Raw genomic sequence first — 24312 nt, forward strand, 5'->3', positions numbered from 1 at the left:
CTGGCCTCTTTTGATGCAGTCACCAACAGCTGGGTACTGGATCCTGGAGTCTATGAGGTGATGATCGGCCAGTCCGTCGAGAATATCAAGTTGACGGCACCGATGAAAATTTCCAAGGGTGTTCAGAAGAAAGCCCCGGCAATTATCTAAAGGTATGAGAAGTAAGTGAGATTGTCCAAAAGGATGATCTCATTTATTTTTTCGTTTGAAAACAGATTTAAGTTACATGAAAAGTAAGTTCTCGTTAGTTTTTCTTTTTTTGATAGTCCTCTCGACCAAGTCGTTTGCATCGGCCTGGACGGCCAAATGGATAGAGTCTGAGAATTGCAAGAGTACCGTAAACACATGGCAAGTGTTCCGTAAAACAGTTGTCCTTTCTGCTGTCCCGAAGTCATTGATGGCACGGATTTCCATGGATTCTAAATATTGGTTGTGGATAAATGGCAGAATGGTTGTCTTTGAAGGTGGCCTGAAGCGAGGCCCATCGCCGTCAGATTCCTATTATGATGTCGTGAATATCCGTCCTTATCTGCATAGAGGCCGTAATGTGATAGCTATACTTTCTCTGTTCTATGGCAAGGAAGGTTTTAGTCATAAGAGTAGTGGTCAGGCGGCCCTGTTGTTTGAAGCTCATTCTGAGCATGTGGATATTGTCTCTGATGAATCTTGGGAGGCTACGGTTTATAAGGCCTATGGTAAGGTGGGTAATCCTGAACCCAACTATCGACTGTGTGAAAGTAATCTTTGTTTTGACGGCCGGGAAAGTCTGGGTGACTGGTATTCTCCTGCTTTCCGGGGGCATTTCCCTAAGGCGAAGGTTTTCTCCGCTGTGGCTGAGAATGGTGTCTTCGGAAAATTAGTGTTGCGCCCGATTCCATTGTTCCGATATTCTGGTTTGAAAAAATATGTGAGCCAATCTTTTGATCCTGCAACTCGTATTTTGCATTGCCGGTTACCTTATGATGCACAGGTGACACCCTATCTTAAAGTAAAAGCTCCTGCAGGGGATACCATCGATATGCGTACGGAGGATTATCTTGTCGCGGGAGTTCCCAGTGTACGTGGGGAGTATATTACTTGTAACGGTGTCCAGAAATATGAATCTTTAGGCTGGATGAATGGCAATGAAGTCCAGTATAGGATTCCTGAAAATGTGAAGGTGCTTGCCGTCAGGTATCGTGAAAGTGGTTATGATACGAAGATTGTCGGTAACTTTAAATGTAATGATCCGTTTTTTACAGAATTGTGGAAGCGGTCTGCCCGTACTCTTTACGTAAATATGCGTGATACCTATTCTGATTGTCCTGACCGGGAGCGGGCACAATGGTGGGGAGACGTTACGAATGACATACAGGAAAATTTTTATACCCTTTCTCCTTCCTCCTGGCAGATCATCAATAAGGGAATTTATGAACTCATGAACTGGCAGCGGAGAGATGGAACGATCTTCGCTCCTGTTCCTGCTGGTAACTGGGATAAAGAACTCCCTGTTCAGATGCTGATGTCAGTAGGCTGGTATGGTTTCCATAAGCAGTATTATAATAGTGGTGACAGTTCTTTTGTTTCCGTGATCTATGATCGATTGCACCGGTATTTGCATGATGTGTGGAAAATGGACAACAATGGTTACGCAATCACCCGGGAAGGTGGATGGAGCTGGGCGGACTGGGGAGATCATATTGACTTGTCTCTCCTTACGGCTGAATGGTATTATCTGGCATTGAAGGGCGAAAGGGACTTCGCCCGGATGCTGAATAGAGAGGCTGACGTAAAGGCTGATGATGTGATAATGAAGAGAATGAAGGACCATTTTGACAGTTGTTATTGGAAAGGCAGCGATTATCGTTCTGATTCTTATAAGGAAATGGACAGTGACGATCGTGCTCAAGCCATGGCTGTACTGTCAGGATTAGCGGATCCAGACAAATATCCGGAAATCGTCCGTATATTGAAGAAGTCGTATTTTGCCAGTCCGCTTATGGAAATGTATGTACAGCGGGCTCTATTTAAGATGGGCCAAGGGGAGTTCGCCTTACAGAGAGCCAAAGAAAAATATGTCAAGATGATGTCTTATAAGGACCAGACCACTGTTTTTGAATTCTGGGATAAGGGAGGCAGTATCAATCATGCCTGGGCCAGTGGTATGACTGTCATCTTCGGGCAAGAGGTTTGTGGTGTAAGGCCTACCTCTCCTGGATTTAAGACCTTTGAGGTGAAACCTGATTTGGCAGGACTGTCACAAGTCTCTGCGAATATGCAGACGTTATACGGGATGATCCGCATAAGGATTAAAAAGAAAAATGGATACATTCATTTGACTTTGACTGTACCTGAAGGGACTCAGGCTACCGTCATGCTTGGCAGAGAGGTTCAAAGATTGAAGGCTGGGAAGTACCATTTAAGCAGTAAAGAATAGTCGGCTTTTTAAATGAAAACAGGTTATATCGTAAACTTCAAGAGTTTCGTTTCAGGCTCTTGAAGTTTTTACGGTATAGATTTTTTATTGTAAAGAAAATCGTAAGGTCTGAACATCCCTGCTGTTGGGACCGACCATAATGTCAAAATCACCTGGTTCACAAACATATTCCAGTTTGCTGTTATAAAATTTCAGTTGGTCTGGTGTGACCGTGAAGACCACCGTTTTAGATTCTCCTTTATTTAAATGAATGCGTACGAAATCTTTCAGTTCTTTGACAGGTCTGGAAAGGCTGGCAACAAGGTCATGAATGTAAAGTTGCACTACTTCGTCCCCGTCATAATCACCGGTATTGGTTACTGTGATGCTGGCCTTGATGCTCCCCTTCTCTGTCATCGTGTTTTTATCCAGTTTCAGGGGTCCATATTTAAAAGTAGTGTAGGAGAGTCCGTAACCGAACGGATAAAGAGGATCATTGTCAATATCGAGATAGTTACTACGGAACTTTGTAAACCATTTTCCTTTTTCGAGGGGCCTTCCGGTATTCAGATGATTATAATAGATGGGAATTTGCCCCATACTTTTAGGCATCGTAAAAGACAGATGTCCACTGGGTACTTTATTCCCGAAAAGTACATCACAGATGGCACTACCAGCTTCTGATCCCCCGAACCAAACATTTAATATGGCATCGAAATTCTGCTGTTCCCAGGTCATGACGGTAGGACGTCCTGAGAAATTGACCAGTACGATCGGTTTACCTGTTTTCTTTAGTGCTGTGAGTAAATCTTTCTGTGCATCAAAAATGGTCAGATCAGACCGGCTGCTGCATTCTCCGCTCATTTCTGATGTCTCTCCGATGGCAGCGACAATAACATCTGCCTTCCGGGCTGCCTCCAGAGCTTCTTTAAGCATCTCTTTCGGATCCCGGTGATCACGGATCCCGCGGCCGAACATTGAGCCACGGGCTTCAAGGGCAGAGTCATAACAGATGTTGGAACCTTTGGCATAAATAATGTCAGCCCGGTTCCCGACCGCTTCTTTTATGGCTGTATATAGAGATTTATATTTGTCAAAGGTGGCTGTAACACTCCAGGTCCCCGGCATGTTCGTATTGGTATTACCTAAAGGACCGATAAGAGCTATCGTACCCTTTTTCTGTAAAGGGAGCAGGTGTTTTTCATTTTTCAACAGGACGAAGGTTTCTGCTGCCAGATTACGGGCAGCCGTACGGTGTTCTATAGTGTAGATCTCAGTATTTGCCCTTTTCGGATTCAAATAGCGGTAAGGATCATCGAAAAGGCCAAGTTTGTATTTTGCTTCCAGAATGCGTCGACAGGCTTGGTCTATGGTCTGTTCACTGACCATTCCTTCTGCTACAGACTTTTCCAGGGTGTCAATATAACCGTTAGAGACCATATCCATGTCCGTTCCGGCATTAAGGGCTAAGGCAGATACCTGTTGCAGGTTGCCTAGTCCATGATTTTCCATCTCCATGATTGCCGTATAATCTGTCACGACAAAACCTTTGAATCCCCATCGCTGGCGTAGTATATTGGTGAGGAGCCATTTGTTCCCGGTCGACGGAATGCCGTCTACGGTATTAAAGGAAGTCATGACACTTCCGGCACCGGCATCAATTGCAGCTTTGTAGGGAGGAAAATAATAATTGAACATACTGATCCGGCTCATGTCTACAGTATTATATTCACGACCGGCTTCAACACCACCATATAAGGCAAAATGCTTGACGCAGGCCATAACGGTATTTCGGGCTTTCAGGTCTTGACCTTGATAGCCTCTTATCATGGCACGGGCAATCTGTGAACTCAAATAAGGGTCTTCACCGTTCCCTTCAGCCATCCTTCCCCATCTGCCATCACGGCAAATGTCCAGCATCGGACTGTAGATCCAGCAAATGCCGTCTGCACTGGCTTCATCAGCTGCAATGCGGGCAGCCTTTTCAATGGATTTGATGTCCCAACTGCATGAGAGGGCGAGAGGTATAGGGAAGATGGTCTGGTAACCATGGATGACGTCCATGCCAAAAAGTAAGGGGATTTTCAGTCGACTTTGAGTGACGGCGATTTTTTGTACTTCATGGATCTTTTTTACACCTTTGAGGTTGAACAGTCCTCCGACTTCCCCTCTTCGGATCTTTCCTGAAATATCACTGCTTTTTGCTTGCCCAGTAATGATGTCGCCGGTTACAGGAAGGTTGAGTTGGCCGATTTTCTCTCTCAGAGTCATACTGCTCATGAGTCTGTCAATAAACTGGTGCATGTCATTTGTGCTCTCTTGTGCTCCTGCTGAAAAGGGGAACATCAAAATGATCAGGAGCAGACGGATAATTTTCTTTTTTACTTTCATGACGTACCTGTGTTTGTTTTTCACCTGTTAGCATTGACAGTGAATCCAAGTTTATACAGACCTTTCTGGATTTCCGGACAACTCATGAATAAATTCCAAAGCAGTCCTGACCGGTAGTTTTCGATCATCGGAGCAATCGTACACTGATCAATAGCCAGATAGCGGGGTACCGTCCAATGTGACTGCTCGGAGAAAGCATCATAGAAGCCGTATTTTCCCCATATCCATGTTCCTTGTCGGTAAAATCCTTTCAGGGCAGCCATGGATTTCTTTGGTGTATAGGGGAAGGAAGAGAGGGCTGCTGCAGGAGTAATGACACCGAGATCATTGTTTGGAGAGTGAGCGGCATAACCATTGATGGAGTAACTGGCAGTCAGACCCCAGCAATCTTCCCCGTATCCTTTATAATGTTTTGGATTGGCTACGCAATAAGCGTAATCACTCAATGCATGATTACGCACCACATTCCAGTAGTTGGCGTAGGTATCTGAAAGATGCCTTGGATCCAGCCCTATATATGAATATTGAGCCCAGAACAGAGGTCCTCCGGTCTGTTCTGCCCCATTATGCTTTAATTCTAGAGGATACCCGTATGGTGCAGCATTGCTTCGGATGGCTCCGCTTCGTGCCCATCCGGCGTGATAGCATATAGCAGGAATGCTGTGAGTGGGAGATGAGGCAGCAAGAATATAGGCAATCAGACATTCATTATATCCTTGGATAGGAAAGTTCATAGCCCATCCGTAGTCGGGTGACCAGTGCCAGTAGAGTACGTTCTGGTCTCCATTGCGATACCAGTCGAATTCCATGCCTCTCCATAGTGAATCGATCTTTTCTGCTAATCCTTTTTCTTGCTGGTTCCCATCTTTGAAGTATTGCCGGACACAAAGCAGACTGGCCATCAGGAAACTGCTTTCCACAAGGTCTCCACCATCATCCTTTTCTCCGAAAGGTTTTACTTTTCCTGTCGGACCATATAACCAATGTGGCCACATCCCGTGAAAGCGGTTTGCATGGGACAGATAGTTGACAATTTTTTCAAGGCGCTCCAGTCCTTGCTCCCTATCGATGAAACCACGGTTAATCCCTGTGAGTAAACCGGCAATACCAAATCCGCTGCCTCCTATAGTAACGACATCCTGGTCATTGTCCGGATAGATTCCGTCTAAGTGAATCCGCTCCCGCGCCATTCCGGAAGTAGGTTCTGCACCGTCCCACATGTAGTTGAGGCTGACTTTTTGGATATAGTCAAGTAATGTGCTGTCGTTGGGGAATGAGTCTGGCCGAATAGCGGCAGGTGGATTTCTGTTAAAATTCTGGTCATTCTTATTTGCCGCACAAGAATTCAGAACGTTGAAGAGGCAAAGAAATATGATAAGTCTTAATATTGTTTTCATTTACTAATGTATTATTAAAAAGAGTAATGCGCTTTTAAGAATAATTGCGGAATTTTATGATGGATGTCAGGAACCCCTGTAAATCCTTGAAATAATAGGTACTGGAGTCCTGTTTCGCTGTTGATTACTTGGCAAGTATTGTTTAAACATAAAGTATTCCCGGCTTTTGCCGGGAAAATTATAGTCCAATAAGATAGGTAAATCAAAAGAAAGAACTGATTTATTCATCCTTTGGCGTGTTTTTTAAATCTGGAACATTATTAAGTTGATCGAATGGCAGAGGAAAGTAAGTCTTGTCAGTAGTCCATCCTTTTGACTTAAGAACGGTATTAGCTAATCCTGTACGAATGAGATCCTGATACCTTTCTCCCCATTCCCCGCAGAATTCCATACGGCGTTCGTCCAAGATCTGATCTATGGTTACATTGTGGAGCTCAGGCATCTTTGCTCTATCCCTGACCAGATTGAAAGGAGCATCTCCATTTTCTCCCAATCGTACTTTAGCTTCAGCGTTCATCAGTAAGACATCGGCGTAACGGAGAATCCTGATATTGTTGTTTGAACCATATTTAGTACGTCCTGGAGTCAGCTCATTGGATGGCGTATAGACCTTACCATTCCAACAGTCAGTTTGTGTGGGGTTATCGGAGCCTTTAATGTAGTCGCCACTTGGAGTCGTTTCTCCCTTTTCCAAGAAAGAGGTTGTATAACGGACGGTTTCTCCTCGGGCCTTTGCCCAGTCCCTGAAGGCTGGATAATAACCGATAAATCCCCAGCCAGAGATGTTTCCATCGTTTGCTGGTCCTTGAAATACGAACCACTGATCGGCATCTACCATATCACCGGAGCCTGTGCTAAAGTCAGTACACTGACATTCAAAGAGTGACTCATCGCAAAGTTTCCCCGGGATCTTGAACAGCTCATAATAATTATCATAAAGCTTGAATTTTCCACTATTAATGATATCATCAGTCAGTTCCTTCACTTTCTGGTAATCGCCTTCGTTTAAATAGACTTTAGCTGCTAACTGTTCGGCGGAGAATGCCGTAACAGCACCTTTATGTTCCATCTCGTTTGGACGTAAGCGCGGACAGTGATCAATAGCATATTGTAAATCTTGCAGGATATAAGCATTTACGGCCCTTACAGTGGAACGAGTTAAATCGACTTGTTGATTATCCCGTACGATGGTTACTGGACCGAATCCTTGGACCAGCCGGAAGTAAGCAAAGGCACGTAAGAAACGGACTTCCCCGCAGTAAGACCGGTAAGTCTGCATTTCAGTGCTATCCTTGATGTTTGCGGCATAGCTGTCAAGGGATATTAATGCGGAATTGGCAGTCCTTATCATATCATAATAATTATTCCACATTGTGTTAAGCCCCCAAAAGGTGTTATCATATTTGTAATTTCCATAGTCTACTAATGATTGTTGATCATCAACACGTCCAGACCATAAATCACCACCTCTGATGACACTGAGTCCCTGGATAATCCAATGCATACCATCCGTACGGAGTTTGGCATAAACACCTGATACCGGCATGTACATATTGCTGATATTGGTAAAATCAACTTTCTTTTCCGGAATGCTGTTCTCCGGATCCTTGTCCAGATAGTCGCATGAAGTGGCTAAAAGGGTTAAAGCAGCTATTGTAAAAACAGAAATAGTTCTAAAAATTCTCATGGTTATATATATGAAGTGGTTAGAATTGAATTTGTACTCCGAATGTATAAGTCGCAGTAAGCGGGTATACATTGGTATCCCATCCTTGAGGATCACTAATCTCAGGAGTAAAAGTATTTGCCGAGAAACTGGTGAGCGGTCGATCGGCAGTCAGACTTAGTCGGATGCTTGGCATTGTGTAGGAACCCAACTTGATATTCTTGAAAGAATAGCCTAATGTGACGTTTTGGATGCGGAAAAAGTCAGCATTTTCAACCATATAGGAGTTGGTACGTTGATCGCTTATATTCCAGGCTTTTGTAAGAGCTTTTGCGGAAGGATATTTATTGGTTGAACCTGCTCCGGTCCATCTGTGTTTAAATTGATTTTCGTCAAAGTTATAATTACTTTGTGCATATCGTAAAGCACGTTTGCGATTGAACATTTGTGCACCGGTCTGTCCGTAAGTGGTTAATTCGAAGTCAATGCTTTTCCAGTTGAACCCTAGACTTATTCCATAGGTGAAATCAGGTATATAGGAACCCAAAGCTTGTTCGTCATCTCCGTCAATCTTGCCATCTTTGTTCACATCTTCATATTTAAAATCACCCGGTTCAAGCCCATTAGCTACAGCAACTGGATCTTTTGCACATTCTTCTGCTGTTTGGTATATGCCGATTACTTTGTAACCATAGAAAGAATTCATCTTTTTGCCGACTATATTTACGGTTTCACCACCCTTAATCATCTTTGGTCCTCCTAGGCTTTTTACCCTGTTCCTTAGTAATGAAAGGTTTGTGTCTAAATGGTATTTAAAGTCAGATCCAATCCGGTCGTTCCATGTTGCAGTGATGTCGAAACCGCTATTGAGGATCTTACCGTAATTCCCAGCCAAAGTATTGGTACTGAACGGCAAATTCATACTGATGACAGCATGTTTGGTCATGCGGTGAAAATAATCAAAATCAATATTCAGACGGCTATTCAAGGATGACATACTGAATCCAAGATTGAATTCATCTACCAGTTCCCATTTTAGCCAACTGAAATAGGAGGTGTTTTGATACCCGGCAATAGTGCTGCTCCCGAATACACCGGAATAGTTGTTACCTGTATTGATGGAAGCAAAACCATCACTTGCGGCTACATGGTCATTGCCCAACTGCCCCCATGTGGCACGGAGTTTCAGGTAATCAAAGATATGTTGGTTCTTCATGAACGGCTCTTCCGTTACCACCCATGAGGCACCTAATGAAGGGAAGTATCCCCAATGTTGTTGATATTTGGAAGAACCATCAGCACGGAAAGTAAACATCAGGTAATATTTCATGGCATAATTGTAGTTGAGACGTGCGAAGTAACTTTGTCCTCGATAGGTCGTGCCGTCATCACCAAGGGTGATACCATCAGCATTGCCTCTGTCTAAATACCAGTATTCTTCCTTATCCTCCGGGATATTTACTGCGTTCCCCCAGAGATACCGGTAACTTTCCTGGCGCATGGAATAGCCGGCCATGGCTCCAAAGGAATGTTTTCCTAATTGGTCATTGTAGGTCAGCGTGTTATCCCATACATAATTGTCATTATTGGTCGTTGACTTTGTTAAATTGCTTTGCGTGGCTTGTTGCCAACTGCTGACATAGTATGAAGGGATAAAAATCCTGCCTTGGATGGCAGAATGGTCATAACTGATACTAGTTTGGAAACTGAGTTTGTCAGGGATAAAGGTAAATTTGGCATAGAAGTTACTCAGTACCTGCTTCGTATCGTTCCTGGCATTATATTCTTCAGCTGTGGCTATTGGATTGTAGAAGTTGGCAGTGTAGCCGATAGAAGAAGGTGAGGCCCATTTTTGAGGAAAAGCGGATGTGTTCAGTTCGTCATAAACAGGATAAATACCTGGAGCGTTGAAGGCTTGTTGCCATGCAGCGTTATTGGCCAGCTGCTGAGTAGAATTTACAAATATTCCATTGAATCCGACTTTCAGCCAATTTGTTGCATCATAGTCCAATGCTGCGCGGAAATTCAAGCGCTTATAATTATTATCCACATCCATGATCCCATTTTGATAGGTATAATCCATGCCCATAGAGTAAGTAGCTCTCTCCCCTCCACCGCTTATGCCAATACTATGGTTGGTGATGAGTGCAGAACGCAGCAACTCCTTATACCAGTCGGTATTGCTTCCAAAGGTCCACTTGTGGAAATCCGTGTCTGCATAACTTCCACCGTAACGGTCAATACTTGCCTTAAAATAAGACAGATAAGCATCATAATTGGCCTCGAGGAGCATTTGGGCATATTCACTCGAGTTACACATCTTCATCACATTTGTAGCTTTTTGTATACCTACATAACCATTATAGGTGATTTTCGCATTCTGGTTTCGGAGTCCTTTTTTTGTTGTAATCAGCACTACTCCATTAGCCGCACGTACTCCATAGATGGCTGCTGCAGAAGCATCCTTCAGAATGCTCATATCCTGGATATCATCGGAGTTAAGAAAGTTGATGTTGTCATAAAACATGCCATCAACGACATAAAGTGGATTGGAATTACTAAAGGATCCTGTTCCTCTGATCCTCACGGTAGGACCCGAACCTGGGGCACCGCTGCTGACAATGTTGACACCGGCTACTTTACCTTGTAGTGCCGTCATTGGGGCAGGTGAGGGGGTACTTGTCAGTTCATCCCCTTTGATGACTGCAATGGGGGACGTAAGGTCTTTGGCTTTTTGCGTGCCATAACCTATCGTGACTACTTCATCAAGCATCTTGGAGTCATCTTTCATCTGGATGCTCATTAAGGGTGAGGCTTTTACTTTCTGCGTCTTCATCCCTATATAAGAGATGGTAAGACTGGAACCCGCAGGAACATTCAGAATAGTAAAATTGCCATCCAAATCGGTAACAGCCCCTAATTTGGATCCGTCTACCTGGACGGTGGCTCCGATAACGGGCTGGTCTGCTGCATCTGCAATATGACCTTTGATAGTCTGTGACTGTGCAAAGGATAATTGGATGCACAGGGTCAATAGAATTGATAATACGATTTTCTTCATTTTGGTATTCAGATTTAAATTAATTGTCAATTGCAAATTTATGTTGAAGAAATGAAAATGTCAAATATTTGCCTACGATAACAATACGACAGCTACATGAAAGACTACGATTTTACCACGATAAAAATTATAAAACATTGATTATCAACATGCTAAATGTTAAGTTAAAATCTCTTTTTTGTTAGCAACAAGGAAACTCTTGGAAGTAATAGAGGAAGGGATCTGTAAACTTTTTAAATATATTGAAAGCTTTTCTGATTTTTTCCTTTGCTTGCTCGGAATTTTTATCTATTTTTGCACCAACCTGATAAGTATATATGAAACGCATAGTGTCTGTTTTCTTGCTGGTTTTGACTTTCTCTACCCTGTCCTTTGCGGATGGATTCGTACCTGTCGTTACCAATTATTCCTCTTTGGACTATGACGGGGGATTACAGAATTGGGCAATTGACCAAGGGGAGAACGGAGAGATCTATATTGGCAATAACAGAGGTGTACTTTGTTTTGACGGTTATAACTGGAGTCTTACACCCCTGCCGGGAAATGCTATTGCCCGTTCTCTGCTTGTGGACGGGAACCGATTGTATGTCGGTAGTTATGAGAATTTTGGATATTTTACCCGTGATATTTTTGGAAGGTTACATTTTACTTCTTTATGGAATCTGGTCAGACGTTATACTCCACATCATGATGAGATATGGAATATTATTAAGACCAGAGATGGTAAAATCCTTTTTCAGTCTTTTGCTTCATGGTTTGAATATAATGGACACACGGTCAGAGTTCATTATTCGTCTCACCGGTTGCCTCTGTATTTTTTCAGCATCTTCGGAAAAATTTATTCCCAACTGATCAATGGGCCTTTTTGCCAGGTGGTGAACGGACACTACCTCCCTGTACTTCCTAGGACCGTTTTCCATGGGGATAATGTCGTGGCTGCATTGCCATTTCATCGGGGACTGATGCTCCTTTGTACTGAATTTAATGGCTTATATATCTACGATGGCCACCGGATTTCTCCTCTTAAAACTGAAGTAGACAGACAACTGAAAACTGCGCAGGTCAATCGGGCTATTATGATACCTCATGATTCTACTCTTGTTATAGGAACAATTCTCGGGGGGATTTATGGGTTGGACAGAAAAGGTGGCTTGAAATGGCATTATGATACACATAATCTCTTGCGGGACAATAGTGTATTACGTCTTTTTTGTGATCGTGATCATAATGTGTGGGCTGCACTTGATGTGGGAGTGGCCTTGATCCATAGTGGAGCGCCATATTCCTTGTTTACTGACCCAGCCTCTTCCTTGGGTATGGTCTATGATATTTACCGTTTGCCTGACCGGATGTACATCGCTACGAATCAGTGTACGTATCTCTATCGTGAAGGTCCTTTATATTCCATCCATGGAACAGAAGGCCAGAACTGGTTTATTACGGGTATTGGCAACCAACTGATTGTGGGGAATAATCATGGCACAAAATATATTCATGATAGGTCAGCGAGTCTTGTACCCGGCAGTACGGATGCCGGTGGTACGTCCATTCGTAGATATTCTACGGTGGATAGTGATTATCTGATAGAATCGAGTTATTCTGCCTTTCAGGTATATGGGGAGAAAAATCATGAATGGCATTTTCGGAATCGGATTAATGGATTTAATGCACCCGTCCGCCAGTTCGAAATCGATGGTCAGTCCGTCATCTGGGCAGCAAACATGGATATTGGACTCTATCGCATTGAACTTTCCGGTGATCTGAGAAAAGTGTCATCGATTAAGTATTATCCATCTCTTGACGGCTGCAAGAGACCTTGTCGGATTTATGTGATGAAAATTCGTGGAGAAATCATATTATCTGACGGAAAACGATTATATATGGCGTGGAAATCAGGAATTGTACCCTGTAAGGCTCTTTCTGATTTCGCCTGTGAAAATATTGTGTCTTCTGCACCGGTAGATAATAATCGCTTCTGGCTGGTGTCGGACAAAGGTTATACCTTGATTCAGTATAAAAATAATAATTACCATCGTATCGCCTATGTGCCTGCTGCATTCTTTGGACTTGAGTGTGGTGACTATATGAATAATGTGAGGGTCATGGGGGGACTGGCTTATTTTTGCCTGAATGGTGGAGTAGGCTGTATGGACTTGCGGGCTCCGTTGATTAAAAGCAATTTTCCGGAAAAATTGCTTCTTCGTAGGGTTGAAGATGTAACTTCTGACCGGAAAATCCGCCTGCTGCCGATAGACGGGAGTAATCCTTCGATAAGTGGAGATGTCTCAATTCAACTTACTTATCCGAATTATAATAATACACAATTAAAATTTATTTATTCTCTTCGTGGTGGAGGACGAAAACTACATTCTGTTTCCTCAAATCCGAATGTGACTTATAGCAGTTTACATTATGGACGATATCATTTCCGGGCGGAGGTTGTTGATGTCGATGGTCATCTGTTAGGAAGAGTGGCTTACACCTTTAATTATCCGCGGCCCTTACTTCTTTCAATCCCTGCTTTTGTCTTTTATTTCTTTCTCTTTTGCTCTTTACTTGTTTGGTTTGTCCGGTGGAGAACTGACCGGATGGTCTATCGCAGAGCACGGAAAATGGAAGCTGAGAAGATGCGCCAGGACTTAAAAATGGCTGAACAGGAACAGATTATTGAGAGCCAGAAACAACAACTCTTAGAGCAGCAGCTTCAGGATAAGGGAAGGAAGATAGCCAGCATGGCTATGGACGCTGTGATGCATAAGCAACAGGTCTCTGATATCCAACAGGAATTGAAGGATCACGTGCCGTTGGGATTGTCTTCCAGACATGAGATCGAACGGATGCTTCGTCATGTTACAGATCATATTGATTCTGATGAATACTGGAATATTTATCGTGAGAATTTTGACCTCATCCATAAGATGTTCTTTCGAAACCTGAGGGAACGGTACCCTGCTCTAACTACTACTGATCTGAAATTTTGTGCCTTGCTTCGGCTGAATCTCAGCACGAAGGATATAGCTCATTTTACTGGACTGACGATTCGGGGAGTTGAAGGGGCAAGGTATCGCTTGCGCAGAAAACTCCAGATTCCCGGAGGACAGAGCCTGACGGAATTTCTAATTGATCTAAAATAAACTTTTCGTACAGGACAGAGAAGGAAGATAAATTTCAATTGCCTGCCCTGTAATATGAAATCTTCTTTTGTTTTTTTCTTCTGTTTTTACGGTATGTTTTCATTTAATTGATTATCTTTGCATCTAATAGACCGTAATCGGATATTTGCTGATTTTATATAACACACGATTGCTGGTCTTTGAATTAAACAAACTTGAAGCTGATGAAAACAAATTATGAATTGCGTTATGCATCTCATCCTCTGGATGCAAAGAGTTATGATACAACCCGTTTAAGAAAAGAATTCCTGATAGAAACATTATTTACTCCTGATGAAGTGAATATGGTGTATTCCATGTATGATCGAATGATCGTGGGAGGGGCAATGCCGGTTAGGGAAACTCTTCTTCTTGAAGCTATCGATCCTTTAAAGGCTCCTTTCTTCACGACCCGTCGTGAAGTGGGTATCTATAACGTCGGACCGGGTACAGGAGTCGTGAAAGTGGGAGAGGATACCTATCTGCTTGGATATAAAGAATCTTTATATATTGGACGCGGTGACCGTAAGGTGACTTTTGCCAGTGAAAATGCAGAGAAGCCTGCTCTGTTTTACTTTAATAGTACCACTGCTCATAAAGAATATCCTTGTAGAAAGGTTACCATAGCAGATGCTATCCGGGTACATCTCGGATCATTGGAAATGAGTAATAAACGGACTATTAACAAGATGATTGTCAATCAGGTCCTGCCTACCTGCCAACTTCAGATGGGGATGACTGAACTTAATGTGGGAAGTGTATGGAATACGATGCCAGCCCACATCCATAGCCGGCGTATGGAGGCTTATTTCTATTTTGAGGTTCCCGAAGGCCAGGCAGTCTGCCATTTGATGGGCCAGCCTCATGAAACTCGTCATATCTGGATGAAAGGCAATCAGGCTGTGCTGTCTCCTGAATGGAGTATCCATTCTGCTGCAGCTACTCATAATTATACCTTTATCTGGGGGATGGGAGGAGAGAATCTGGACTATTCTGATCAGGACTTTTTTGCGATTACGGACTTAAAATAATTTTGTTTTGCTCTGTTCATCTGGGATGAAGAGACAAACTTTTAAAAACGAGATAATAATGGATACATTTTCTAAAAACTTTTCACTGGAGGGTAAGGTTGCTCTTGTCACAGGAGCTGCCTATGGTATCGGCTTTGCCATTGCTGAGGCTTTTGCAAGAGCCGGCGCAAAAATTGCGTTCAACTGTCGTTCCCAGAAGCATCTTAATCAGGCTCTTGCTGATTACAAGGCTGAGGGGATTGACGCAAAGGGCTATATCGCTGACTGTACAGATGAGGGACAGGTGAAAGATCTGGTTGGGAAGATTGAAAAAGACCTGGGTACGATTGATATTCTAGTGAATAATGCGGGAATAATCAAGCGGATTCCGATGCTGGATATGTCCGTTGCTGATTTCCGGCAGGTAGTAGATATTGACTTGAATGCTCCGTTTATTGTCAGTAAGGCAGTCCTTCCGGGGATGATGAAAAAGGGACATGGAAAAATCATTAATATCTGCTCTATGATGAGTGAACTCGGCCGAGAGACAGTCTCTGCCTATGCTGCTGCCAAGGGTGGATTGAAAATGCTCACACGTAATATCTGTTCCGAATTTGGTGGAGCTAATATCCAGTGTAATGGAATAGGCCCGGGTTATATAGCTACTCCGCAGACAGCACCATTGCGCCAACGTCAGCCAGATGGAAGCCGTCATCCTTTTGATAGTTTTATCGTCAGCAAGACTCCTGCAGGGCGCTGGGGGACTCCGGAAGATTTGATGGGACCGGCTGTATTCCTGGCTTCGGATGCTTCTGACTTTGTGAATGGTCATATCCTTTATGTGGACGGGGGCATCCTGGCTTATATCGGAAAGCAACCTCAGTAAGCAGGCTCGGCTTTTACGATGAGCGATACAAAAAGAGACGAGAGTCTTAAAAATGAATCCCCTATAACCTGTTCGTTGTAGGGGATTATTAATAATGGTAAGATCCTGAAGGATCAAACCTGTTTATAGAAACGAATCAGACGGATGGGATGTAGTGAGTAGTTGGAAAATTCTTTCAACAAAAAAAGGAACGATTCAATTGAAACGCCCTTTTTTTGAAAATATTTATTTGTTAACGATACTTGCTAGTTCTGCACCTGCCTTAAACTTGGCTACCTTCTTAGCGGCGATTTCAATCTTTTGCTTTGTAGCTGGATTAATACCCTGACGAGCCGGGCGCTCGTTTACACTGAATGTGCCGAAACCTACCAATTGAATTTTGTCACCTGCTGCAAGAGCTTCTTTCAATACTTCAATACTGGAGTCGAGTGCTTTTTTGGAATCAGATTTACTTAAACCCGATTTAGCAGCAATCTTGTCAATTAATTCTGTCTTATTCATGACCTAAAATATATTTAATTAATTAGTAAATAATGATTTATCCTTATTTCCCGACAAATATAGGAAAGAGATTTGACATCTCAAACAAAAAAATAAAAAAAGTGATCAATTTAAGAAAAAAACCCCTAAAACAGTCTTTTTAAAGGTGTTTTAATGGATATTTTTCGTAATTTTGCGGCTGTAATATCAAAGAGAGGATTATTTATGTTCCATACACCAAGAGTTACAAGAAATTTACTGATCGTCAATACTCTGGCTTTTTTAGCCTGCGTATTATATGGCCATGACCCTAATGGTAATTTGATCTTGAATAATGTCTTTGGCCTTCATTTCTTCAAGGCTGCAGACTTTCATATCTACCAGCTCATTACTTATATGTTCATGCATGCCAATCTGGAACATATCTTCTTTAATATGTTTGCTCTTTGGATGTTCGGCTGTGTGGTGGAGAATATATGGGGACCTAAGAAATTCCTTTTTTATTACCTGGCATGTGGTGTCGGTGCAGGCTTGTGCCAGGAACTGGCACAGTATATTTCTATTTCCGTGCAGTTGCATTCTATGGGGTATACTTTCAGTATGGTCAGCCCGAGTGCATTTAATGGGATGACTACCGTTGGGGCTTCTGGCGCTATCTATGCCGTCCTTCTGGCCTTTGGCATGTTGCTGCCCAATGAAAAGATATTTATCTTTCCTTTCCCTATTCCAATTAAGGCTAAATGGTTCGTGTTGGGTTATGTTGCCATTGAGTTGTTCTCTGCTTTGGCTACTCCCGGTGACCAGGTGGCCCATTTTGCACATCTGGGAGGGATGCTCTTCGGATTCCTGATGATTCGTTATTGGAATAAGCATCCTGGGCAACGTTATGGGATGTCTAGTGGCGAGGCGGCTTTTAACCGGGTCAAGAACGTCTTTGGAGGACGAAACCGTTCTGCTGACAGTGGAGGTGAGGGCTTTTCTGCTAATGGTGGATCGTTCGGGAGAAATAACCGGCATTCGGGCAAAAGCAAAGGACCCTTTGGCTGGAAAAAGCATAAGGGGCCTGAATCTCCTGTGCCCTCTGAGGAAAGTCAGGATTGGAACTATAATGCTCGCAAAAAGGCCCATCAGGAAGAAATAGACCGTATCCTGGATAAGATCAGGAAAAGTGGCTATGATAGTCTGACGGCAAAAGAAAAGCAGGAGTTGTTTGACGAAAGTGATCATAAGTGAGAGCCGAGGTGGGGAGGGATTTTTAATTATCCTTTCCTGATGAGCAGGAGAATGTATGGCGGGGGAATTAAGGAAATTTACGCTTCAGGTTATTGCCGGTGCCAATGTGGCAACGATTTTAATGATGGTCCTGACGGGCTATTCTGACCGGATTGATCCTGTAGCTCATCCAGTATTGGCTTGTGGGGGAATGGCATTTGGAATCTTTCTCTTTCTCAACTTGCTGTTCCTGTTTTTCTGGTTGACTTTCCGTGTTCGTGGAGTGATTATTCCTGTGATTGGATTTTTGTTATGCTATGGTCCTGTGCGACGCTATGCTCCTTTCAATCTATCACAGGAAAAACCTCGAAAAGCGATTAAGGTGTTGTCTTACAATGTAGAGCAGTATGGACTCTTTCCTGCGAGAGCGGATACGGCTTCGACAAACCCTGTCATTCATTATATAGCAGCGTCCGGAGCTGATCTGGTTTGCCTGCAGGAAGCCAATGGTCCGGATTGTGATTCTGCTGCTCATATCTTTCGTGCTGTTTATCCTTATTCTTATCATGAAAAAAAATCTGGAAGCGGTGATGTTGTGGCTATTTACAGTAAGTTTCCTATGAGCCATAGGGAAATAATTCCGTATCTTTCTAAGGGTAATATCAGCATTGCCTGTGTCTTGAACATTCACGGTAGAGAGGTTCTCGTGGTCAACAATCATCTGGAATCCAATAAACTGGATCCTGAAGACAAAGCTGATTTCAAAAAACTGGTTCAGGGTGGTATTATTGCCAATGGGAGCCAGCAAAGGTCGGACCGTCTAATAGATAAACTATCTTTGGCTGGAGCTATCCGGGCTCCTCAGGTTGATTCCGTATCAGACTATATCGCAGTGCACCGGAAAGGTCGTCCGGTGATTGTCTGTGGAGATTTTAATGATAATCCGATTTCCTATTCCCTCTACCGGATGTCACAAGGATTAACCAACTGCTATGTATCTGCTGGAAATGGGCCGGGATGGAGCTATCACAGAAGTGGTATGCTTTTCAGGATTGATCATATCCTCTGTTCTTCGGACTGGCGGCCATACGGCGCAAAAGTAGATCGGAAGATCAAGGAGTCGGATCATTATCCCATTTATTGCTGGTTGACTCCTCAATGGATCTCACAAAGTAAAGCTGGCAAAAATTCAGGAATAAAATCGTTGAAACGCTAAAAAATGAATAATAAAGGCCTTTAAATTTTTATAAGTGGCAAAAAATACGTACTTTTGCACATCTGACTGGTATTGTGTCCATGCCGGAAAGGGATGATTTCCATCAGTCCATTGGAAAAACAATAAATTAATAATATAACTAATAAAATGCATAACAAAGGATTAGTAATTTGTATTGCCGTCTTACTGACGCTTGCAAGTATCTTCTACCTGTCGTTCTCTGTGGCTACAAGCTACTATGACCATCAAGCAGCGAAGATTAAAGACCCTATTGCCGCGCAGGATTATAAAGACTCTGTGAAGTATCTGGGCATTTATTCTTATAAGAACTGCCTGGAGACTCAGATTGGCTTGGGGCTGGACTTGAAAGGCGGTATGAATGTCGTCCTCGAAGTTTCAGTTCCTGATGTCGTTGAAATGCTGGCTGACCATAAGACAGAGCCGTTTTTCACAAAATCTATCGCTGAAGCAAAGACAGAAGATGAAAAAGGTCAGGGTGATTTTATTTCTCTCTTCATCAAAGCTTATCATAAAAACGCACCGGGACATAAGTTGGCAGAGATCTTTGCTACTCAGGAGTTGCAGGGGAAAGTAAATCCACAGAGCTCGGACAGCCAGGTGGAGAAAGTCCTTCGTACAAATGTTCAGGCGGCCATTGATAACTCCTTCAATGTCGTCCGTACTCGTATTGACAAGTTCGGTGTTGTTCAGCCTAACATTCAGAGGCTTCAGGGTCAGGAAGGTCGTATCATGGTTGAAATGCCTGGTATCCGCGACCCGGAACGGATGCGGAAACTCCTTCAGGGGAGTGCTAATCTGGAATTCTGGGAGACTTATAATGCCGAGGAGATCGCTCCTTATTTGCAACAGTTGGATCAGCGCGTGGTAGCGGAAAAAGATTCTACTGCCCATAAGGAGAAGAAAGTAGCTGGTAAGGCTGGTAAGAAAATAGCAAAACTGGCAAAGCCGATGTTCAAACTGAAGACGGCAAATAACCAAAGTCAGGTCTCTCAGTCTGCTGCTACTGCGGCAGCTATCAGACAGCATCCTTTGCTGGCACGTTTACAGTTGACTGGGGCTCAGTCTCTCGCTTTAGTCGGATATGCTAATGTCCGTGATACAGCTGCTGTCGATCGCATTATCTACTCTTCTGTGGCTAAGCAGGTCCTCCCGGGTGACTTGAAGTTGCTGTGGGGTGCTAAACCGGCTGAGGGGATTAATGCGAAGAATGTGTTTGAGCTTTATGCTTTGAAGGTGACTACTCCTAATGGTCAGGCTCCTCTGCAGGGTGATGTGATCACTGATGCTAAGGATGAGTTTGACCAGTTCAGCAAACCTGTCGTAAGTATGACGATGAACTCTGAAGGATCCCGTGAGTGGGCACAGTTGACCAAGGCTAATATTGGTAAGGCCATTGCCATTGTCCTGGACGGTTCTGTATATTCCGCTCCTCGTGTGAACCAGGAAATTGATGGTGGAAGTTCTCAGATCAGTGGTAACTTTTCGATTGAGGAGACAAAAGACCTGGCTAACATCTTAAAGTCTGGCCGTATGCCTGCACCTGCACATATCGTACAGGAGGAGGTGATCGGACCGTCACTTGGAGCCCAGTCTATTCATCAGGGATTTGTGTCATTCATCATTGCCTTTGTCCTCTTGATGATCTTTATGTGCATGATGTATGATGTGATCCCAGGTATGATTGCCAATGGTGCATTGATTATCAACCTGTTTTTCACGTTGGGTATTCTTGCCTCTTTCCAGTCGGCCTTGACAATGCCAGGTATAGCGGGTATCGTATTAACCTTAGGTACGGCTGTGGATGCTAATGTGCTGATTTATGAACGTGTACGGGAAGAGATGCGCAGGGGGAAAGGTATTAAACAGTCCATAGAATTAGGATATAAGGCCGCTTTCTCTGCTATCTTTGATAGTAACGTCACTTCATTGATTACCGGTGTCATCCTGTTGCTGGTCGGCACTGGTCCTATACGTGGTTTCGCTACGACCTGGATCATCGGTTTGATCTGTTCTTTCTTTACTTCCGTGTTTATGACCCGTTTGGTTTACGAGCATCAGATGAAGCATGACCGCTGGCAGCACCAGAAGTTCTATACGGCAGTTTCCAAGAACTTGATGCAGAATACACATTATCACTTTATGGCAGCTTTCAAGAAAACTCGTTTTATATGGGGGATTGCTATCGTAATCTGTATCGTAAGTTTTGCAGTCCGTGGCATGAGCCGTAGTATTGATTTTACCGGTGGGCGCAACTATGTTGTAACCTTTGAAAAACCAGTAGAACCTGAGCAGGTCCGTGATGCGTTGGGTAGTGCATTTGTCAACAAGGACGGATCGAAGGCTACGACTACCGCTATTGCCTTGGGTACTGACCATAAGACGATCCGTGTATCAACTAACTGGGAGATCGACAGTGATGATCCTACTATTGATGGTCAGGCTGAAACAGTCCTTTACAAAGGATTGAAGAAAGCTAACCTGATCAGCCAGCAGAGTGTGGCTAAGTTTAAGAATCCTGACATTCGTGATGGTGGCAGTCTTATCAGCAGTCAGAAGGTAGGACCTTCTGCAGCTAAGAACATCACGAACGGGGCAATTATCAGTGTCATCCTGGCGCTGATCGCCATCTTCCTCTATATCTTGATCCGTTTCCGCAATGTAGCCTTCTCTTTAGGGTCTATTGTTGCCTTGACGTGTGATGCCGTCCTGGTCATTGGCGTTTATTCCCTCTTCTGGGGTATATTGCCGTTCTCCTTGGAGGTGGACCAGACTTTCATAGGAGCCATATTGACGGTGATCGGTTATTCCATTAATGATAAGGTGGTGGTGTTTGACCGTATCCGCGAGAATCTCCGCTTGCATCCGCAACAGGCAGAGAGCGATTTGCAAGGGCTATTCAATGATTCTGTCAATGAAACTTTAGCACGTACGGTGAATACTTCGTTGGCGACTTTGATCGTATTACTTTGTATCTTCTTCCTGGGAGGTGAAAGTATCCGTTCCTTCTCGTTTGCAATGATTCTCGGTGTTGTATTCGGAACTTTGTCTTCCATTTTCATTGCATCACCTGTCGCTTATCTCGTCCTGGGAAGGCATCTTCGTAATGAGGAGGCTCAGAAACAGGTGGAGGCTGCAACGGCTGCTGCCCCTATTGATTACAAAGCATAAAGAAAATAGAATATCAAATGAAAAGCAGGCCCTCATTCCAAAACGGAATGAGGGCCTGCTTTTCATTTGATATTCTTGCTGTTCCCTGATGACCTATACCACGAAGTTCTGGATTGTAGTGCAGAACTGTTCAACAATATTCAGCATATCCTCAGGCAAGTATGAGAAGGCCTTTCCTGCTAATTCTTCTGGTACTTGATAATAGGCTTCAGCTATAGCGCCTGTAATATCCGCTTTAGTATCAGTATCTCCATCCGTCATGATTGCAATGCGGATGGCATCTTCGAAATCTTCACTTTCCAGGAAGCACCGTATAGCCCATGGAACCGTTTCATTGCACGTCGTATCAATGTGGCCGGTACGGCCAATACGGTTGATGTCTTTCAAGGGAGGAATACTGTAGCCGAAATTCTTTTTAACCGCATTCTCTATCTGATCTCTCCGGATACGGCATGTGCGAAGCCAATAGATCAGGGTGGCTACACATTGGGCCCCCTTGATTCCTTCTTCAGAATTATGACTGCATTCAGCACTCTTCTTGGCTTCTTTGAGCACTTCATGATAATCATTGAACAGCCATCCTACGGGACTTACCCTCATGGCAGAACCGTTGCCATACGATCCATAAGGTTGAGGATGGGCTGATTCGAGCCAGTCTTGAAATTTCCCCCCGTATGCTCCCACTGGGTGGGGGTATTTGTGACACCAGTGAAGCAGGCTGTCTTGATAGGATTTATGGTTCAGGATCGCGTCAGCAATAGCTACTGTCGTGATCGTGTCATCTGTGTAACCACAATCCTTATCTTTAACGAATAATTGAAATCCGGCTTGCGGAGCAGGTGCTTCAGAGGCCTCAAAACGTGAACCCGCAATATCTCCGATAATTGCTCCAAGCATAGACAAATAAAATAAATAAGGTTAAATTGGTTGTCTTTCATTATAGAGTGACCGCTCTATGTAGTTCCACCGGGAATCGAACCCGGATCAAAGGTTTAGGAAACCTCCGTTCTATCCATTGAACTATAGAACCGTCATCGTATGCAAAGATAAGTTTTTTTTGTGAGCTATGCAAAAATTGCGTTTACTTTTATTCTTAGATATGACAAATAGGCTTATGGACGAAAAGGAATGGTCATTTTAGACTTATTAGGGGTCTTGGGATTGTGTCGCAGTCAGTAATATTCATTTCTTTTTGTCGGATAGATGGTTATATTTCATCCACTCATTTGATCTTACGGTATGTTCATAAACTGTTTGTTTTAAGCAAGTTATGCGTTTGTAGGCTGCCACTCATTCCACTTTTTTATCTTTGCCGGGAACAACTTATCAATTGTTGATTATCTTTGTCAGACCTTTATAAGGTACCATGAACCTTTTTGGTTGTATGATCATGCTTAAATCAGTGTAATAACTAAATTATCACAGTATGAAACAAATTAAACTTATAACCTTTTTGTTGGCGATACTCTCTTGCACGTTTACTTTCGCCCAGCAACGGGTCTTTACGGGCAGTGTCGTAGATAGTCAGGGAAGTCCAATTATCGGCGCATCGGTTATTCAGAAAGGCACAGCAAAAGGTGGCGTAACGGACCTGGATGGAAATTTCTCGGTCTCGGTTGATCCTGGATCAACGTTAGTGATCTCATATATTGGTTATCAGACCAGAGAAGTGAAAGCTGCTCCAAATCTGAAGGTTGTTTTGAAGGATAACTCTACCGCATTAAATGAAGTTGTGGTCATTGGTTATGGCGTCCAGAAGAAGAGTGTTGTCACGGCGTCGATTGCCAAGGTTACGGCAGAGGATCTGGCTGGGACCGATCCGGTCCGTGTTGACAACGCCCTGAAAGGGCTCGCCGCAGGTGTAACCGTCACTTCTTCTTCCGGTCAGCCGGGAGCTGCTGCGCGGATTCGGATTCGTGGTGTCGGTACGATTAATGATAGTGATCCTCTTTATATTGTCGACGGTATGCCGATTGAAGGGGGCATCGATTATCTGAACCCCAGTGATATTCAAAGCATAGAGGTGCTGAAGGATGCTGCCTCCGGAGCCATCTATGGTACTCGTGCCGCTAATGGCGTTATCCTCGTTACTACCAAAGGCGGGCAGATGGGGAAAACTCGTGTTAATTATAACTGAAGTTTCCCACCCCATAAAATAGGCTAAAAACAGTACTGTAAAAATAAAAGTTTCTCGCAAAAAAGTTGTAAATTTGTAGTATCAATCAAACAAATAACGCTTTTTATTAAGAAACTTTTA

Annotated in this window: 13 protein-coding genes, 1 tRNA gene and 1 pseudogene; 8 read left to right on the forward strand and 7 right to left on the reverse strand. The window is 43.5% G+C overall.

The features are described from left to right. Positions 1 to 226: 226 nt before the first annotated feature. A complete protein-coding gene (locus ACYRYG_RS12570) occupies positions 227 to 2416 on the forward strand; it encodes an alpha-L-rhamnosidase-related protein (protein ID WP_460198378.1) in 2190 nt (729 codons plus the stop codon). An 84-nt stretch (positions 2417 to 2500) separates the two neighbouring features. Here ACYRYG_RS12570 and bglX read toward each other — a convergent pair whose 3' ends face one another. The 4 genes from bglX to ACYRYG_RS12590 all read right to left on the reverse strand — a co-directional run bounded on the left by bglX (position 2501) and on the right by ACYRYG_RS12590 (position 10910). Further along, entirely contained in the window at positions 2501 to 4741 is a 2241-nt protein-coding gene (gene bglX / locus ACYRYG_RS12575; RefSeq protein ID WP_460198382.1) for a beta-glucosidase BglX, read from the reverse strand. A gap of 65 nt (positions 4742 to 4806) precedes the next feature. Next, complete coding sequence (locus tag ACYRYG_RS12580) at positions 4807 to 6183, reverse strand: glucoamylase family protein (RefSeq protein WP_293424186.1); 1377 nt, start codon at positions 6181 to 6183, stop codon at positions 4807 to 4809. Between the two features lie 220 nt (positions 6184 to 6403). Further along, complete coding sequence (locus ACYRYG_RS12585) at positions 6404 to 7870, reverse strand: RagB/SusD family nutrient uptake outer membrane protein (protein ID WP_460198379.1); 1467 nt, start codon at positions 7868 to 7870, stop codon at positions 6404 to 6406. A gap of 19 nt (positions 7871 to 7889) precedes the next feature. Next, complete coding sequence (locus ACYRYG_RS12590; protein WP_293418152.1) at positions 7890 to 10910, reverse strand: SusC/RagA family TonB-linked outer membrane protein; 3021 nt, start codon at positions 10908 to 10910, stop codon at positions 7890 to 7892. A gap of 317 nt (positions 10911 to 11227) precedes the next feature. On the opposite strand from ACYRYG_RS12590, the gene ACYRYG_RS12595 reads away from it, so the two are divergent. The 3 genes from ACYRYG_RS12595 (at position 11228) to ACYRYG_RS12605 (ending at position 15958) form a co-directional block, all read left to right on the forward strand. Beyond that, complete coding sequence (locus ACYRYG_RS12595) at positions 11228 to 14044, forward strand: helix-turn-helix and ligand-binding sensor domain-containing protein (RefSeq protein ID WP_294077282.1); 2817 nt, start codon at positions 11228 to 11230, stop codon at positions 14042 to 14044. A gap of 203 nt (positions 14045 to 14247) precedes the next feature. After that, positions 14248 to 15093, forward strand: a complete 846-nt coding sequence (kduI, locus tag ACYRYG_RS12600) for a 5-dehydro-4-deoxy-D-glucuronate isomerase (protein WP_293418148.1) — start codon at positions 14248 to 14250, stop codon at positions 15091 to 15093. A 58-nt stretch (positions 15094 to 15151) separates the two neighbouring features. Next, positions 15152 to 15958 carry a gluconate 5-dehydrogenase gene (locus tag ACYRYG_RS12605; RefSeq protein WP_293418146.1) on the forward strand — a complete coding sequence of 269 codons (807 nt, stop codon included), beginning with the start codon at positions 15152 to 15154 and terminating at the stop codon, positions 15956 to 15958. 225 nt (positions 15959 to 16183) lie between these two features. On the opposite strand, the gene ACYRYG_RS12610 is transcribed toward ACYRYG_RS12605, so the two are convergent. Further along, entirely contained in the window at positions 16184 to 16459 is a 276-nt protein-coding gene (locus ACYRYG_RS12610) for an HU family DNA-binding protein (RefSeq protein ID WP_293418144.1), read from the reverse strand. A gap of 204 nt (positions 16460 to 16663) precedes the next feature. On the opposite strand from ACYRYG_RS12610, the gene ACYRYG_RS12615 reads away from it, so the two are divergent. The 3 genes from ACYRYG_RS12615 (at position 16664) to secDF (ending at position 22055) form a co-directional block, all read left to right on the forward strand. Then, the gene (locus ACYRYG_RS12615; protein WP_293418142.1) at positions 16664 to 17671 is read left to right on the forward strand and encodes a rhomboid family intramembrane serine protease; all 1008 of its coding nucleotides are present in this window, start codon (positions 16664 to 16666) and stop codon (positions 17669 to 17671) included. A gap of 55 nt (positions 17672 to 17726) precedes the next feature. Next, positions 17727 to 18866, forward strand: a complete 1140-nt coding sequence (locus ACYRYG_RS12620) for an endonuclease/exonuclease/phosphatase family protein (protein ID WP_293418140.1) — start codon at positions 17727 to 17729, stop codon at positions 18864 to 18866. Between the two features lie 147 nt (positions 18867 to 19013). Then, positions 19014 to 22055, forward strand: a complete 3042-nt coding sequence (gene secDF / locus ACYRYG_RS12625) for a protein translocase subunit SecDF (protein ID WP_293418138.1) — start codon at positions 19014 to 19016, stop codon at positions 22053 to 22055. A 93-nt stretch (positions 22056 to 22148) separates the two neighbouring features. Here secDF and ACYRYG_RS12630 read toward each other — a convergent pair whose 3' ends face one another. Beyond that, a complete protein-coding gene (locus tag ACYRYG_RS12630; protein ID WP_460198381.1) occupies positions 22149 to 22952 on the reverse strand; it encodes an ADP-ribosylglycohydrolase family protein in 804 nt (267 codons plus the stop codon). A 61-nt stretch (positions 22953 to 23013) separates the two neighbouring features. Beyond that, positions 23014 to 23085, reverse strand: a tRNA-Arg gene (locus ACYRYG_RS12635). A 396-nt stretch (positions 23086 to 23481) separates the two neighbouring features. Between ACYRYG_RS12635 and ACYRYG_RS12640 the strand changes: the two are divergent. After that, positions 23482 to 24189 (forward strand): annotated as a pseudogene (locus ACYRYG_RS12640) (TonB-dependent receptor plug domain-containing protein); the annotation flags it as partial. Positions 24190 to 24312: the final 123 nt, after the last annotated feature.

This window comes from Segatella asaccharophila (assembly GCF_054687055.1).